Origin of the sequence: Rhodococcus sp. IEGM 1409 (genome assembly GCF_030056735.1) — a bacterium.
Classification (GTDB): domain Bacteria; phylum Actinomycetota; class Actinomycetes; order Mycobacteriales; family Mycobacteriaceae; genus Rhodococcus_F.
In genome coordinates this window covers 767,510-782,508 of record NZ_JASHKN010000002.1, presented here as the reverse complement: position 1 = coordinate 782,508, position 14,999 = coordinate 767,510, and the positions used below count along the sequence as shown (strand labels likewise).

The 14,999-nt window shown below is 62.7% G+C and carries 16 protein-coding genes; 10 read left to right on the top strand and 6 right to left on the bottom strand.

The genetic code is table 11. The features are described 5' to 3' along the window. The first annotated feature begins 17 nt into the window (after nucleotides 1–17). Nucleotides 18–542, top strand: a complete 525-nt coding sequence (locus QM716_RS09655) for an amino-acid N-acetyltransferase (protein WP_019748183.1) — start codon at nucleotides 18–20, stop codon at nucleotides 540–542. A 58-nt stretch (nucleotides 543–600) separates the two neighbouring features. After that, a complete protein-coding gene (locus QM716_RS09650) occupies nucleotides 601–885 on the top strand; it encodes a YciI family protein (protein ID WP_230817127.1) in 285 nt (94 codons plus the stop codon). A gap of 18 nt (nucleotides 886–903) precedes the next feature. On the opposite strand, the gene QM716_RS09645 is transcribed toward QM716_RS09650, so the two are convergent. The 6 genes from QM716_RS09645 to thyX all read right to left on the bottom strand — a co-directional run bounded on the left by QM716_RS09645 (nucleotide 904) and on the right by thyX (nucleotide 9,254). After that, entirely contained in the window at nucleotides 904–1,884 is a 981-nt protein-coding gene (locus tag QM716_RS09645) for a TerC family protein (RefSeq protein ID WP_283303928.1), read from the bottom strand. A gap of 45 nt (nucleotides 1,885–1,929) precedes the next feature. Beyond that, nucleotides 1,930–4,701: a DNA translocase FtsK gene (locus QM716_RS09640; RefSeq protein ID WP_283303927.1), complete on the bottom strand. Its 2,772-nt coding sequence runs from the start codon at nucleotides 4,699–4,701 to the stop codon at nucleotides 1,930–1,932. 141 nt (nucleotides 4,702–4,842) lie between these two features. Next, on the bottom strand, nucleotides 4,843–5,466 hold the full coding sequence (locus tag QM716_RS09635) for a TIGR03085 family metal-binding protein (RefSeq protein WP_283303926.1): 624 nt from the start codon (nucleotides 5,464–5,466) through the stop codon (nucleotides 4,843–4,845). 76 nt (nucleotides 5,467–5,542) lie between these two features. Next, the gene (locus QM716_RS09630; RefSeq protein WP_283303925.1) at nucleotides 5,543–7,552 is read right to left on the bottom strand and encodes a ribonuclease J; all 2,010 of its coding nucleotides are present in this window, start codon (nucleotides 7,550–7,552) and stop codon (nucleotides 5,543–5,545) included. Further along, nucleotides 7,553–8,458, bottom strand: a complete 906-nt coding sequence (gene dapA, locus QM716_RS09625; protein WP_003942142.1) for a 4-hydroxy-tetrahydrodipicolinate synthase — start codon at nucleotides 8,456–8,458, stop codon at nucleotides 7,553–7,555. A gap of 43 nt (nucleotides 8,459–8,501) precedes the next feature. Beyond that, entirely contained in the window at nucleotides 8,502–9,254 is a 753-nt protein-coding gene (gene thyX, locus QM716_RS09620; RefSeq protein ID WP_283303924.1) for an FAD-dependent thymidylate synthase, read from the bottom strand. Nucleotides 9,255–9,409: 155 nt separating this feature from the next. Between thyX and QM716_RS09615 the strand changes: the two genes are divergently transcribed. From QM716_RS09615 to nuoE, 8 genes are all read left to right on the top strand, one after another. Beyond that, nucleotides 9,410–9,889, top strand: coding sequence for a toxin-antitoxin system HicB family antitoxin (locus tag QM716_RS09615; protein ID WP_283303923.1), 480 nt, complete (start codon nucleotides 9,410–9,412; stop codon nucleotides 9,887–9,889). 87 nt (nucleotides 9,890–9,976) lie between these two features. Continuing rightward, on the top strand, nucleotides 9,977–10,411 hold the full coding sequence (locus QM716_RS09610; protein WP_283303922.1) for an SRPBCC family protein: 435 nt from the start codon (nucleotides 9,977–9,979) through the stop codon (nucleotides 10,409–10,411). A gap of 180 nt (nucleotides 10,412–10,591) precedes the next feature. Then, nucleotides 10,592–10,984 (top strand): Rv3143 family two-component system response regulator, encoded by a 393-nt coding sequence (locus QM716_RS09605; RefSeq protein WP_283303995.1) that lies wholly within the window; start codon nucleotides 10,592–10,594, stop codon nucleotides 10,982–10,984. A 211-nt stretch (nucleotides 10,985–11,195) separates the two neighbouring features. Then, a complete protein-coding gene (locus QM716_RS09600) occupies nucleotides 11,196–11,555 on the top strand; it encodes an NADH-quinone oxidoreductase subunit A (RefSeq protein ID WP_003942165.1) in 360 nt (119 codons plus the stop codon). A 78-nt stretch (nucleotides 11,556–11,633) separates the two neighbouring features. Further along, nucleotides 11,634–12,188 (top strand): NuoB/complex I 20 kDa subunit family protein, encoded by a 555-nt coding sequence (locus QM716_RS09595; protein ID WP_095970587.1) that lies wholly within the window; start codon nucleotides 11,634–11,636, stop codon nucleotides 12,186–12,188. After that, a complete protein-coding gene (locus QM716_RS09590; RefSeq protein ID WP_283303921.1) occupies nucleotides 12,185–12,847 on the top strand; it encodes an NADH-quinone oxidoreductase subunit C in 663 nt (220 codons plus the stop codon). Before QM716_RS09595 ends, QM716_RS09590 begins: the two co-directional genes overlap by 4 nt. Beyond that, nucleotides 12,847–14,178 carry an NADH dehydrogenase (quinone) subunit D gene (gene nuoD, locus QM716_RS09585; protein ID WP_283303920.1) on the top strand — a complete coding sequence of 444 codons (1,332 nt, stop codon included), beginning with the start codon at nucleotides 12,847–12,849 and terminating at the stop codon, nucleotides 14,176–14,178. The genes QM716_RS09590 and nuoD overlap by 1 nt, the downstream gene beginning before the upstream one ends. Further along, nucleotides 14,175–14,999: an NADH-quinone oxidoreductase subunit NuoE gene (gene nuoE / locus QM716_RS09580; RefSeq protein WP_283303919.1), complete on the top strand. Its 825-nt coding sequence runs from the start codon at nucleotides 14,175–14,177 to the stop codon at nucleotides 14,997–14,999. Before nuoD ends, nuoE begins: the two co-directional genes overlap by 4 nt.

Sequence of the window (14,999 nt, the reverse complement as noted above, 5' to 3'; positions counted from 1 at the left end):
TGACTAATGTGCACCACATGACTTCGACCGCGCCGACCTATACCGAGAGCCAGTTGATCGTGCGTCGCGCGCGAACGTCGGACATCCCCGAAATCAAGCGCCTGATCGACATCTACGCCGGCAAGATCCTGCTCGAGAAGAATCTCGTGACGCTGTACGAGGCCGTCCAGGAGTTCTGGGTCGCCGAGCGTGGTGACCAGGTAATCGCTTGCGGCGCACTGCATGTGCTGTGGGCAGACCTGGGCGAGATCCGCACCGTCGCAGTCGATCCGACAGCCAAGGGGCAGGGTGCGGGTTTCCACGTCGTCGACAAACTCATCGAGGTCGCCAAGGAATTGGAGTTGGAACGACTGTTCGTGTTGACGTTCGAGACCGAGTTCTTCCACCGTCACGGATTCGCGGAGATCGACGGCACTCCCGTCACAGCCGAGGTCTATGCCGAAATGTGTCGTTCCTACGACGCCGGCGTCGCCGAGTTCCTCGATCTGAGCTATGTGAAACCCAACACACTCGGCAATACTCGCATGCTCCTGACTCTTTGAACCGTTCAGACTCTTCACACATCCCTGTCTCGATCACCCGTCCCGAAAGCGGTTCACGATGTCGTTGTTCCTCGTCGAATACACCTACGCGCCCGAGAAGAATCCTCAGCGCGACGAACTCCGCAGCGATCACCGCGCGTGGCTCGCCGATCTGGTTTCCCGCTCGATCGTGTTGTCGTCAGGCCCGTTTGCAGATGGAAACGGCGCGCTGATCATCGTCGACGCAGCTGACACCGATACCGTCTCGCTTCTCTTCACCCACGATCCGTTCGCGATCGCCGACCTGATCGAAAACGTCCGGATCACCGAGTGGGTGCCGGTTCTGGGCCAGTTCAGCGCCTGACAGGCACAGTCCCCGGCTTTACTCCCCGGCCCGGTCGCGAGTCTTCAACAGGCTCGCGACCGTTGTCACCGCCAGCACTCCGATGATCACTCCGAGAGAGAGCGCCGTCGAGATTTCCGGCACCGAGACGTGTTCACCGCCGTTGACGAATGAGAGCGTGTTCTCGTGCAACGCGTGCAGTACCAGTTTCACGCCGATGAACGCCAGAATTATCGAGAGCCCGTACGAGAGGTAGACCAGTCGTTCGAGCAACCCGCCGATCAGGAAGTACAGCTGTCGTAGACCCATCAGCGCGAAGGCGTTGGCGGTGAACACCAGGTACGGTTCCTGCGTCAGACCGTAGATCGCCGGAATCGAATCGAGCGCGAAGAGCACGTCGGCGAACCCGATTGCGATGAGCGCCAACAACAACGGCGTCACGACGCGCTTGCCGTCGATCCGGGTGATCAGTTTATCCCCGTCGTACTCCTCGGTGGTGGGCAGCACCCGCTTCACGAGCGAGATGATGCGACTGTCGCGCTTCTCTTCCGCTTCCTTCTCGTGGCCGTGATCGCGGATCAGGGTGTACGCGGTGTAGATCAGAAATGCACCGAAAAGGTAGAACACCCAGCTGTACGCGTTGATAGCGGCCGCGCCGACTCCGATGAAGATTCCGCGCATCACCAGCGCGAGGACGATGCCGATCAGCAGGACCTTCTGCTGGAACTCTCGCGGAACGGCGAACGTCGACATGATGATCACGAAGACGAACAGATTGTCTACCGAGAGCGCCTTCTCCGTGACGTAGCCGGCGAAGTACTCACCCCCGTACGTGGAGCCCCAGATCCACATCACGACCAGGCCGAAGACGATGGCTATCGAAATGTAGACCGTCGACCAGAATGCCGACTCCCGGAACGTCGGCGCATGTGGAGTACGGACGTGGGCGAAGAAGTCGAAGACGAACAGGCCGAGGATCACCACGATCGTGATTCCCCAAGCCAACGGCGTCACATGCACGGGTTCCTCCGGTCGTCTGTCGACGGCTTGTCCGCCGATGTGTCGCTACTCGTCTGCGGGTGCCGCGTCCGGGTCGCCACCGCGAATCGACCACAGCAGACCGTCGAGTTCCTCAGGCTTCATCAAAACTTCGCGTGCCTTCGAGCCCTCGCTGGGGCCGACGACGCCACGATTTTCCATGAGATCCATGAGTCGGCCGGCCTTGGCGAACCCGACGCGCAGTTTGCGCTGCAGCATCGACGTCGAACCGAACTGACTCGTGATGACCAATTCCACGGCCTGCAGGAGCACGTCCATGTCGTCGCCGATGTCGGGATCGACGTCTTTCTTCTCCCCGGCCTTCTGCGCGGTGACACCTTCGGTGTACTCGGGCTCGGCCTGGTTCTTCGCGAAGTCGACAACCGCCGAGATTTCCTCGTCGGTGATGAACGCGCCCTGCATACGGGTCGGCTTGCCCGCTCCCATTGGCAGGAACAAGCCGTCACCCATACCGATGAGCTTCTCGGCGCCGGGTTGATCGAGGATGACTCGGGAGTCCGTGAGCGAGGACGTCGCGAACGCCAGACGCGAAGGCACGTTGGTCTTGATCAGACCGGTGACGACGTCGACAGACGGGCGCTGCGTTGCCAGCACCAGGTGGATGCCGGCCGCACGGGCTTTCTGGGTGATGCGGACGATTGCTTCTTCGACGTCGCGCGGAGCGGTCATCATGAGGTCGGCCAGCTCGTCCACGATAGCCAGGATGTACGGGTACGGGCGGTAGACGCGCTCGCTGCCCAGCGGCGCGGTGATTTCGCCGGACTTGACCTTGGAGTTGAAGTCGTCGATGTGACGCACTCGGTTGGCCTGCATGTCCTGGTAGCGCTGTTCCATCTCCTCGACCAACCAGGCCAGCGCTGCCGCTGCCTTCTTGGGCTGAGTGATGATCGGCGTGATCAGGTGCGGGATACCTTCGTACGGCGTGAGCTCGACCATCTTGGGGTCGATGAGGATCATCCGTACTTCTTCCGGCGTCGCCCGGGTCAGCAGTGACACGAGCATCGAGTTCACGAAGCTCGACTTACCCGAGCCGGTCGAACCTGCCACCAGCAGGTGGGGCATCTTCGCGAGATTCGCACTGACGAAGTCACCTTCGATGTCCTTACCCAGACCGATCACCAGTGGATGGTGATCGCGTCGGGTGCTCGGCGCGTTCAGCACGTCGGCTAGGCGAACCATTTCACGGTCGGAGTTCGGTACCTCGATACCCACCGCGGATTTACCCGGAATTGGGGCAAGGAGGCGGACGTTGTCGGTTGCCACCGCATAGGCGATGTTGCGGGCGAGCGCAGTGATCTTCTCGACCTTCACGCCGGGTCCGAGTTCGACCTCGTAGCGCGTCACTGTCGGTCCGCGGGTGAATCCGGTAACGGCGGCATCGATCTTGAACTGTTCGAGGACCTCGCTGATCGCTTCGATCATCGCGTCGTTCGCAGAGCTGCGGAGCTTGGGCGGATCACCCTCGATCAGCAACGTCGTCGGCGGGAGGTTGTAGTCGCCGTCGGTCACCCGATCGGTGACGAAGTGTTCCTTCTCCTCCGGCTCCGGTTCGGGTTTCGGCACGGGCTTGGCGATGGGGACCGAACGAGCCGGCACCTTGGGGCGCGGTGCCGGAGTCTCCACGACGGGCGCTGGCGCAGCCACGACGGGCTCGTCGGGCTCTGCGGTTTCGTCAGCGTTCCACAGACCGAGTACTTCGGTCTTCTTGTCTCCGGACTCGAACTCGTCCGTCGGGTAGTTGTCGATCGGTGCGCGTCGACTGGTCCGCTTGGCGGGCTTGAGCGGCGGCTCGGCGTAGGTGTCGACCGGGTAGCCGTCGGCGTCGAACAGCGAAGGATCGTAAGCAGATTCGCCGTAATGGTGCTCGCCGTCCTCGTCGAATTCGGATCCGTAGTCGCCGTATTCGTCCGAGCGATACGAGGCACCGAAGAAGGACTGGAACTTGCTCGGTACCTCACGCAGAGTGGTTCCGGTCAGAAGCAGGATTCCGAATGCGGCGGCGATGACCAACAGCGGCGCCGACAGCCAGACGGTGAGGCCGTCGGTCAGCGGGCCTCCGACGACGTATCCGACAAACCCTGCGCCGTTGGAGCGGCCGGTGGCGTCTGTCGGTGATCCCGAGATGATGTGCCACAGGCCGAGCGCAGGCAGACCGACCAGCAGCGATCCCATGATCAGTCGAGGTCGGATCTCAGGTTTGGGTTCTGTGCGCATCAACAGGATCGCGAGGCCGACGCCGACGATGGGGAGCACAGCCGAAGCCGCGCCGAAGATCGCCCGCACGAGGGTGTCGATGCCGCCGCCGATCGGACCTCCGGCCTTGAACCAGACTCCGCCGGCGATGACAACGCTGAATGCGATCAGGCCGAGCGCTATTCCGTCGCGGCGATGGCCGGCTTCGATCTCGCCGACCTTGCTGACTGTGCGCGTAGTGGCGCCGACTCCGCGAGCGGCCAGGGACCACCCGGCTCCGATCCCTTTGCCGACCGCAGCCAACGGGCTGGCCCGTTGAGACGTTTTCGATACGGGTCGGCGCGAAGCCGAAGACGTACCGGACGACTTCTTCGGCGCCGGCTTGGAGCCTTTCCCCGACGCCGGGCGGCCACCGGCTTTGGCCGAAGTCGTGACATTTCGAGGAGTCGAGACAGTCCGCGTGGTGCGCGATGTGCGGGGTTTTGCGGTCGCTCTCGCGCTCGGCGCAGACGCTGACGACCTGGTCGATGCCCTGGACGTGGACGTGCTTGTACTGGATCCCCGGGCGCTCGACTTACCTGCCATGGAGTTCAGGCTAGTCTGTGCGACCCCATCTGGACCATCCGCAACACCAGCAACACAGGTTGCGAGTGCGAAACGTGATCTTCACAACCCGTCTGTCGAACCCAGTACAGGTCGAAAGACGGGCAGATCGAAACAGGCGGATCAGAAACTGCGATCGAGCGCCATCACCGATTGAACGTCGCCGAGTTCGCCTTTTGCTTCGATCTGCACCTCGTTGCGACCGAAAGCGTGAAGCAGCAACTCGGCAGGTTCACCCTGCAGGACAACACTGCGAGAGCCGGATTTGTGGACGACCGCGCTCTCTCCGGACGGAAGTTCGAAAATCACCTCGACAGCGGCTTTGCGGTAGCCCATCTTGCCGATCTGCCGCGCGTACTTCCACAGCTGAGCCTGCCGACCCTCCGACAACGGACGCGGCGCCCAGTTCAGGTGTGCGCGTCGTACATCTTCGTGGTGGACGAACATTTCCGTGGTGTTGACCTGCGCGTCGAGCCAGTACATCGGCGACCACCGCGGCGGCCCGCTGCGAACGTCGTCGAGGATGTCCTCCCACGGACGCGCCGCTGCGGCCTTTCGCACACTCTCGGTGTGACCGGCCAGGGGGCTGAACATGATTCCGGGAGCGGCGTCGAGACGCCGCTCCCGGACGATCAGATGCGCTGCCAGGTCACGATTGGTCCACTCCCCACACAGTGTCGGAGCATCGGGGCCGAATTCGACCATGCTGTCCACCAGGGCGAGTCGTTCGTCATGAGCGAAGGTCACCTTCGCCAAAGTACTCGAACCGGACCGGGTTCGAGCGGAAGCGACCTGCTGTGCCGAATCTACTGCTGTGTCGAATCTACGGAACCGCGATGACCGTCGGAATGATCATCGGACGGCGGCGGTACTTGTCCGCGACCCAGCGTCCGACGACGCGGCGCACGGACTGCGCGATGCGATGAGCGTCGATGACGCCTTCGCTCGCCAACCGTGCCAGGTCCGATTCCACGAGATCCGCGGCGGCCTTGAGCGCTGTCGGATCGTCGGAGAAACCGCGACCGGACACCTCAGGAGTGCTGACCGCGCGGCCCGTCGACTCGTTGATGACGATGGTGATGGCGATGAAGCCGCCCTCACCGAGCACGAGGCGATCGGAAAGCGTCGGCTCACCGACGTCACCGACAGACAGACCGTCCACGTAGACGTGTCCGACCGGTACCCGTCCGACGATCTCGGCGAGGCCGTCGACCATGTCCACCACGACGCCGTCCTCGGCCAATACGATGCGCTCTTCCGGAACGCCGGTTGCCTTGGCAAGTGCGGCGTTGGCACGCAGGTGGCGCCATTCACCGTGAACAGGCATGGCGTTGGTGGGCCGAACCGCGTTGTAGAGGTAGAGCAACTCACCGGCAGAGGCGTGGCCTGAGACGTGAACCTTGGCGCTCTGCTGCGTCACGACGGTGGCACCGCGCTTGGCCAAGCCGTTGACGACGGCAAAAACCGAGTTCTCGTTGCCCGGGATCAGCGAGGACGCGAGTACGACCAGGTCGTTGGCGCGGATGTTGATCTGGCGGTGTTCGCCGCGTGCCATCCGCGAGAGCGCTGCCAACGGCTCACCCTGCGAACCCGTGGAGATGAGGACCAGGCGATCGTCGGGAAGCGTCGCGGCGGTGTCGATGTCGACGACCAGGCCGTCGGGCACCGTGAGGTAGCCGAGATCCTGGGCGATCTGCATGTTGCGGACCATCGAGCGGCCGACGAAGACGATGCGGCGGTTGTACCGAGCGGCAACGTCGACGACCTGCTGGATACGGTGCACGTGGCTGGCGAACGATGCCACGATCACGCGCTGCTTCGCCTTGCCGATGACGTTGTCGAGCACTCCCCCGATTTCACGCTCGGGCGTGACGAATCCCGGGACCTCGGCGTTGGTCGAGTCCACGAGGAACAGGTCGACACCCTCGTCGCCCAGGCGGGAGAAACCGGCGAGGTCGGTCAGGCGTCCGTCGAGCGGCAGCTGATCGAGCTTGATGTCACCGGTGTGCAGTACGACGCCGGCGTCGGTGCGAATCGCGATCGCGAGCGCATCGGGAATCGAGTGGTTGACGGCGAAGTACTCGCAGTCGAACGGGCCGTGGGTGGTGCTGTTTCCTTCGACGACCTCGACGAGGTTCGGTCGCAGGCGATGCTCGCGGCACTTGGCGGCAACGAGGGCGAGAGTGAACTTCGCGCCGATGACCGGAATGTCCGCGCGCAGGCGCAGCAAGAACGGCAGAGCACCGATGTGGTCCTCGTGTCCGTGAGTCAAGATGACGGCTTCGACGTCGTCCATACGGTCTTCGATGTAGCGGAAGTCCGGGAGGATCAGGTCGACGCCAGGCTGCTGGTCTTCGGGAAACAGCACACCGCAGTCGACGATCAGCAGCTTGCCGCGGTGCTCGAACACCGTCATGTTGCGACCGATTTCGCCGATGCCGCCGAGAGCGACGATGCGCAGACCTGATGCCGGCGCCTTCGGGGGTGTTCCGAGTCGACCCGTGGGATCGACGGCCGGACGGTTCTCAGGGCGCTTGTTTCCGCGCCCGTTCCCCGCCTTCGACGCTGCCGGACGGTTGCCGCCGGAAGATTTGCGTGGCGACCTGTCTTCGGTCGACTTCTTGGGTGCAGCAGATTTGGTTGCTGCAGATTTGGCTGCTGCAGATTTGGCTGCTGCGGCCTTCTTGGGCGGGGCGGCTGCGGCGGGGGCCGCTTCTGCCGCCTGCGCAGCTGGTGCCTCTACCGGTGCGGCCTTCGCGGCCGTTTCGGGAGCCGGAGGCGAAGGCGGACCGGCTTGACGACTGGCACTACGACGTCGGGGGGGACGGGTCATTTACAAAACTCCTGCCGCATGCAGATCGGCGGCAAGACCGTCGATCTGCTCTTTAGTGGGTGCAACCTGCGGAAGGCGTGGTTCTCCGACATCGATTCCGATGAGTCGCAGACCCGCCTTCGAAGCGCTGACACCGCCGAGGCGGGCAACGGAACGAATCACAGGGATCAAACTGAGGTTTATCTCGCGTGCGCGGGCGATGTCGCCGGACACGAACGCGGTGTGAAGGTCGCGGAGGCGACCCGGAACAAGATGGCCGATGACGCTGACGAAGCCGGTAGCACCGACAGCGAGCCACGGCAGGTTCAGCGGGTCGTCACCGGAGAAGAACTGAAGCTCGGTGGTGCCGATCAACTCTGCGCCGGCGTTGAGGTCGCCCTTGGCGTCCTTGACGGCCTTGATCCGCGGGTGCTCGGCGAGTCGGCGGATCGTCTCGGTCTCGATGGGGACGACGGAGCGGGGCGGAATGTCGTACAACATGACGGGCAGGTCGGTCGCGTTGGCGACGGCGGTGAAGTGTGCAAAAAGTCCGGCCTGGGGCGGACGCGAGTAGTACGGGGTGACGACGAGCAGACCATGCGCTCCGGCGCGAGCCGCGTCACGGGCGAGTTCGACACTGTGGGCGGTGTCGTTGCTGCCGGCGCCTGCGACGATCTTCGCGCGGTTGCCGACGGCGTCGATCACCGCGCGGAGCAGGTCGAGCTTCTCGGACTCGGTGGTGGTGGGAGATTCACCGGTGGTACCGGCAAGGACAAGGCCGTCGCAGCCGTTGTCGACGAGATGGGCTGCGAGGCGCACTCCCGCGTCGACGTCCAACTTCCCGTCGGCAGTGAACGGGGTCACCATCGCAACGGAAATGGTGCCGAACGGACGCTCGACAAGAGAAGCGGAATCACCGTAGGTCATGGTCAGAAGGTTACCCGGTTCAGCTCTTACTTCTGCACACGAGTCACGACTCGGCCGCAAATGCACTGAGGGCGATTTCCGATCCGTCGCTTCCGCGAAGAATCTCGTAGTCCCCGAACACATTTGGCGCGACGTCGCGAAGCTGGCGCAGGCACTCGATCGCGACTCGCCGGATCTCGACATCCGCATGTTCGGTGGCACGCATCTCGACGAAGTGCCGCCAGGCCCGATAGTTCCCGGTCACGACCAAGCGCGTCTCGGTGGCGTTGGGCAGCACCGAGCGCGCGGCTTGCCTGGCTTGCTTCCCTCGCATCGGGGCGCCGGGCACAGATTGCAGTTTCCCTTCGAGGGCGGTCAGCAGTTCACCGTAAGCGCGACGGCTTTCGTCGGTGGCCGACAGAAACAGTGCTTCGAGCTCGGGATCGCCTTCGACAGCGGGAGGCACAACGACGTTCGCATCGTTCTCGCGGACGAATCGCTGCGAGAGTTGCGAGTACGAGAAGTGCCGGTGACGAATCAATTCATGAGTGCACGAGCGCGAGATACCGGTGATGTAGAAGCTCACAGTTGCATGCTCGAGCACCGAAACGTGTCCGACCTCGAGCAGATGCCTCAGGTAGCCGGCGTTGGTTGCCGTGCGCGGATTCGGCTTGGACCAACTCTGGTAGCAGGCTCGGCCGGAGAACTCGACGAGCGCTTCGCCGCCGTCCGCGTCCGTCTCCCACGGAATGTCCTCGGGCGGGAAGAACTCGGACTTCGCCACCAACTGCACTTTCAGCGACACCGTGTTCGGCACAACCCACTCCTCGACAAGCACGAAACAACCAGCACGAAACCCGGACGCTGTTCGCCTCAGGTGCGGGGCAACTCTATAGCGGTCGACCATCCCCGAGATCGAGTGACGTCACCAGCATCCTTGACTGACGTCACTTTTGACGCCACTCTGGTGTCATGGACATTTCGGAGTACACCGCAAAGCTGCAGAACGACCTCGTCACCGCAGCTGAACTCGGCGACGATCACACGCGCCGGATTGCGGCGTCGCTGTCCGCCGCCATCGAACCCTCGGTCCGCCTGGTCTTGCTGGCCGCGGCGACTGAGCTGGCCAAGGAGATCGGGGCGAAGCTCGGCGACCGAGAGGTCAAGGTCAATCTCGACGGCAGCGAGCTGCTGGTCGACGTCGTTCGCCCGCCCAATTCGACCGGCGGCGAGGCCGCAGACAACGAGAAGGCAGACGAGAAGAAGGACTCCACCTACTCGTTCGACGACGTCAGCGGCGATATCAGCCGAGTGACGTTGAGGATGATGGAGCAGATCAAAGCCCGCGCCGAGGAGGCAGCCAATCAGAACGGCGTCTCCCTCAACTCGTGGGTTTCACAAGCCGTACAGGGCGCACTGCGGGACCAGATGCGCAAGAACGGCATGGACTAGTTCGACGCCACCCCGATCGCCGAATGATCTAATTGCGCAACTGCAGTAATCACGAAATGTTGCCGCAAGGCGAGAAGGAGCACGTTCATGGCCGTTTCGGGCGTCAAGGAATTCGAGATCAAAGCTGATCCGGCAACGGTGATGCAGGCGGTCGCAGCGGTCGATCGACTGCCGGAGTGGTCGTCTGCGCACAAGAAGATCACCATCGAGAGCACCCACGACGACGGTCGCCCCCATCGCGTTCGCATGGCCGTGTCCATTCTCGGAATCAACGACGAGCAGGTAGTCGACTACACCTTCGAGGGCGACGAGAAGGTGACCTGGACCCTCGTCGAGAGCGGCCAGCAGAACCAGCAGGACGGCTCGTACGTCTTGACGCCCACCGACGGTGGAACCAAAGTCACCTTCGAATTGACCATCGATCCCAAGATCCCGCTGCCGGGTTTCCTGGTGAAGAAGGCGCAGAAGACGGCCCTGGAAACGGCAAGCAAAGGCCTGACGAAGTTCGTCGAAAACTTCTGAGCGCACACGCAATTCAGGCGGCCCTTACTTCGGCGTTCATCGCCAGGTTGGGGCCGTTTGCCGTAAAGTCGTGCTGCGATTTCGCGGAAGTTCTTGCCGATGTTGAAGATTCGCCGGTAGCCGGGGACCGCCCGGAGTAACGTCGGCCGCGTGTCCGCCGAGACCGCAGAGCCCAACTCCATGGCACCCGTGCGCATCCTCGTCTACAGCGACGACGCGCACACGCGCGAGCAAGTGCGGCTCGCTCTCGGCGAGCGTCCACATCCCTCGATGCCCACCATCGACTACGTCGAGGTCGCGACGGCGCCGATCGTCGTCGACAAGCTCGATGCCGGCGGAATCGATCTCGCCATCCTCGACGGCGAGGCGAGTCCGGCCGGCGGCATGGGCGTCGCGAAACAACTCAAGGACGAGATCGCCGACTGTCCACCGATCCTCGTACTGACCGGTCGACCCGACGATGCGTGGCTGGCGTCGTGGTCGAGAGCGGAAGCCTCAGTGCCGCAGCCGATAGATCCGATCGAACTCGCTTCCACCGTCATCACGCTTCTTCGTCGGCAACTGAGCCGGTGAGCGCCCGTTGCAGCGGTGATTCGTTGCGGCGCCGACTACTTCGGACTTTCGAGAGCGAAACTCGGGACCCCGAAAATCAACCCAATGTCGGAGGCCTCCCCTAGTGTGGGTGTCGCAGGTCACATATGAGTTGAATTGCTGGCAGTATCGAAATCGAACGGCACCTTCGGGCTAGGCGGACATCCGCACAGCGGAGAGGAGTTCGGGTGACATGAACGCATACATCCCCATTCTCGTCCTCGGGGTCATCGCGATGGCCTTCGCCGTGGTGTCGGTTGTTCTCGCGTCCGTGGTCGGCCCGAAGCGGTACAACAGGGCAAAGCTCGAAGCCTACGAATGCGGAATCGAACCGGCACCTCGTACCGCTGGTGGCGGACGGTTTCCCGTCAAGTTCTATCTGACGGCGATGCTGTTCATCATCTTCGACATCGAGATCGTCTTCCTCTATCCGTGGGCCGTGCATTTCGATTCGCTCGGCTTGTTCGGTCTCGCGGCCATGGGCCTTTTCATAGTCAACGTCTCGGTGGCATACGCATACGAATGGCGACGAGGCGGTCTCGGTTGGGACTAGCTGGGCAAAGACAAACAACACAATGAAGTCAGACAAAACCGGTCATACCGAAGCTGTTACGACTGAAAAGAGTCGGATATGGGTCTCGAAGAAAAGCTCCCCAGCGGATTTCTACTGACAACGGTCGAAGGTCTTGCCGGGTATGTCCGTAAAGGATCACTGTGGCCTGCCACCTTCGGGCTCGCGTGCTGCGCCATCGAGATGATGGCAACCACGTCCGGCCGCTTCGATCTGGCGCGGTTCGGCATGGAGGCCTTCCGTGCGTCGCCGCGCCAGGCAGATCTTCTGATCGTGGCCGGCCGGGTCAGTCAAAAGATGGGCCCGGTACTTCGTCAGGTCTACGACCAGATGGCCGAGCCGAAATGGGTTCTGGCCATGGGTGTGTGCGCGTCCTCCGGCGGAATGTTCAACAACTACGCAGTGGTACAGGGCGTCGACCACATCGTTCCGGTCGACATCTACTTGCCCGGTTGTCCGCCGCGGCCGGAGATGCTCCTCAACGCGATCATCGAACTGCACCGGAAGATTCAGGAGATGCCCCTCGGCGTCAACCGCGAAGAGGCTCGCGCGGCAGCCGAGCGCGCCGCACTGGCATCGACCCCCACCATCGACATGAAGGGGCTGCTGCGATGACCTCGGGCAACACCAGCGCGAGAGGGATGTTCGGGGTCCGCGGCAGTGGCGACACCTCGGGCTACAGCCGTCTTGCCCCTCCGATCTCTGTAGAAGACAAGGCTTCTCGACCATTCGGTGGATACTTCGACGAGGTTGCAGACTCCTTGGACACCACATTGCGCAGCGCGGGTGGCACTTTCAATGACGCAATCGAGCGCGTAACAGTTTTTCGAGACGAGATGACGCTGCACGTCGAACGGTCTCACCTCCCGCAGGTCGCGCGCAGACTGCGCGACGAACCGGATCTTCGCTTCGAACTCTGCCTGGGTGTCGACGGAGTGCACTACCCGCAGGACACCGGTCGCGAACTCCACGCCGTGTATCCACTCGCCTCCATTACGCACAATCGCCGGATCAGACTGGAAGTGTCTGTGCCTGATTCCGATCCGCACATTCCGTCGATCGTCGGGATCTACCCGACCAACGACTGGCACGAACGTGAGACCTACGACTTCTTCGGAATCGTCTTCGACGGCCACCCGGCATTGACCCGCATCGAGATGCCCGACGACTGGAAAGGCCACCCGCAGCGGAAGGACTATCCGCTCGGCGGTATTCCGGTCGAGTACAAGGGCGCCCAGACTCCGCCACCCGACGAGCGTAGGTCGTACAACTGATGAACAACACGACAGGAAATAGCGCCGGCGCTACGACGGAAACCGTCGTCACAACATCCGGTCAGGACTGGGACGACATCGTCACCGCGGCTGCCCGGCAGCGAACCGGCGAGGCCGAACGGATCGTGGTCAACATGGGCCCGCAGCATCCGTCCACGCACGGCGTCTTGCGCCTCATTCTCGAAATCGAGGGTGAGACCGTCGTGGAAGCACGGTGCGGAATCGGCTACCTGCACACCGGAATCGAAAAGAATCTCGAATACCGGAACTGGACGCAGGGGGTCACTTTCGTTACTCGGATGGACTACCTGTCACCGTTCTTCAACGAAACCGCCTACTGCCTCGGGGTCGAAAAACTTCTCGACATCACCGACGACGTTCCCGAGCGAGCCACCGTCATTCGCGTGATGATGATGGAGCTCAATCGAATCTCCTCACATCTTGTCGCCCTGGCGACCGGCGGAATGGAACTGGGCGCCGTGACGGCGATGCTGTTCGGATTCCGTGAACGCGAACTGATTCTGGACGTGTTCGAGACGATCACCGGACTGCGGATGAATCACGCGTACATCAGGCCTGGCGGTCTCGCGCAAGATCTACCCGACGGCTCGGTGGCAAAGGTTCGACAACTGTTGAAGGTCCTTCCGAAGCGGTTGCGTGACGTCGAACTGATGCTCAGCGACAACTCCATCTGGAAGGCCCGTACTCAGGGAATCGGATATCTCGATCTCACCGGTTGCATGGCGCTCGGAGTGACGGGACCGGTCCTGCGCGCCACGGGTCTCCCCCATGATCAGCGTCGAGCTCAGCCCTACTGCGGCTACGAGAACTACGAGTTCGATGTTGTCACGCACGACGGATCAGATTGCTACGGAAGGTACGTCATCCGCGTCGAGGAGATGAAGGAGTCCCTCAAGATCGTCGAGCAGTGTCTCGACAAGCTGCAACCGGGGCCGGTCATGTTGGACGACAAGAAGATTGCCTGGCCTGCCGATCTCGCCGTCGGACCGGACGGCCTCGGCAACTCGCAGAAGCACATCGCCAAGATCATGGAGTCGTCCATGGAGGGTCTGATTCACCATTTCAAACTGGTCACCGAAGGCATCCGTGTGCCGCCCGGTCAGGTGTACGTCGCCGTCGAGTCTCCGCGTGGCGAACTGGGCGTGCACATGGTCAGCGACGGGGGGACCCGGCCGTACCGCGTCCATTTCCGGGATCCGTCGTTCACAAACCTTCAAGCGGTAGCGGCGATGTGTGAGGGAGGCATGGTGTCCGACGTGATCGCTTCGGTCGCCAGTATCGATCCCGTCATGGGCGGAGTGGACCGATGACCGGCCCGAACGGTTCGTCACGGGTGTTCATCGAACTCGGGCCGCGACCGGAGGAACCCACGCAATTGGTACGCCCGGGCGCACGATCGAGCTATCCACCCGACGTGCTCGCCCGACTCGAAACAGACGCCGAAACCGTCATCGCTCGTTATCGCGAGCCCGACGCCGCCGCGACAACCAGTCGATCGGCCCTCCTGCCGCTCCTCCATCTTGTTCAATCCGAGGACGGGTACATCACGCCGGCCGGGATCGATTTCTGCAGTGCCAAGCTAGGTTTGACGGGCGCTGAGGTCGCCGCCGTTTCCACCTTCTACTCTATGTATCGCCGTGGTCCGACGGGTGAGTATCTGGTCGGAGTCTGCACCAACACGCTGTGCGCGATCATGGGCGGTGACGACATCCTCGCGGCACTCGAAGAGCACCTGGGCTCGGCAGGTTCCAGGGACGAAGGCGCACACACCATCTCGACGTCCGACGGCAAGATCACCCTCGAACACATCGAGTGCAATGCGGCGTGCGACTACGCGCCCGTCGTGATGATCAACTGGGAGTTCTTCGACAACCAGACTCCGGAATCGGCGCGCTCACTTGTCAATGCGTTACGCGCCGGAGAGCGCGTGACGCCTAGTCGCGGTGCGACGCTGTGTTCGTTCCGCCAGACCGCGCGCACCCTGGCCGGTTTCCCGGATACGCGAATCGAAGCAGCCGAAGCGCAGACCGTCGGCGGGGCAACTCTTGCCGGACTGCGTATCAGCCGATCTCTCGACGACAACCGCCCCGGCCCGGCTTCCGCGGTCGACGCTCCCGGCGAAGGGAAGTGA

Excerpts from the sequence above, each read along its gene's own strand:
- QM716_RS09590 (WP_283303921.1), top strand. The coding sequence starts at position 12,185 with ATGACCTCGGGCAACACCAGCGCGAGAGGGATGTTCGGGGTCCGCGGC.
- QM716_RS09615 (WP_283303923.1), top strand. The coding sequence starts at position 9,410 with ATGGACATTTCGGAGTACACCGCAAAGCTGCAGAACGACCTCGTCACC.
- QM716_RS09630 (WP_283303925.1), bottom strand. The coding sequence starts at position 7,552 with ATGACCCGTCCCCCCCGACGTCGTAGTGCCAGTCGTCAAGCCGGTCCG.
- QM716_RS09650 (WP_230817127.1), top strand. The coding sequence starts at position 601 with ATGTCGTTGTTCCTCGTCGAATACACCTACGCGCCCGAGAAGAATCCT.
- QM716_RS09600 (WP_003942165.1), top strand. The coding sequence starts at position 11,196 with ATGAACGCATACATCCCCATTCTCGTCCTCGGGGTCATCGCGATGGCC.
- QM716_RS09655 (WP_019748183.1), top strand. The coding sequence starts at position 18 with ATGACTTCGACCGCGCCGACCTATACCGAGAGCCAGTTGATCGTGCGT.
- QM716_RS09605 (WP_283303995.1), top strand. The coding sequence starts at position 10,592 with ATGGCACCCGTGCGCATCCTCGTCTACAGCGACGACGCGCACACGCGC.
- QM716_RS09640 (WP_283303927.1), bottom strand. The coding sequence starts at position 4,701 with ATGGCAGGTAAGTCGAGCGCCCGGGGATCCAGTACAAGCACGTCCACG.
- QM716_RS09595 (WP_095970587.1), top strand. The coding sequence starts at position 11,634 with ATGGGTCTCGAAGAAAAGCTCCCCAGCGGATTTCTACTGACAACGGTC.
- nuoD (WP_283303920.1), top strand. The coding sequence starts at position 12,847 with ATGAACAACACGACAGGAAATAGCGCCGGCGCTACGACGGAAACCGTC.
- QM716_RS09610 (WP_283303922.1), top strand. The coding sequence starts at position 9,977 with ATGGCCGTTTCGGGCGTCAAGGAATTCGAGATCAAAGCTGATCCGGCA.
- dapA (WP_003942142.1), bottom strand. The coding sequence starts at position 8,458 with ATGACCTACGGTGATTCCGCTTCTCTTGTCGAGCGTCCGTTCGGCACC.
- nuoE (WP_283303919.1), top strand. The coding sequence starts at position 14,175 with ATGACCGGCCCGAACGGTTCGTCACGGGTGTTCATCGAACTCGGGCCG.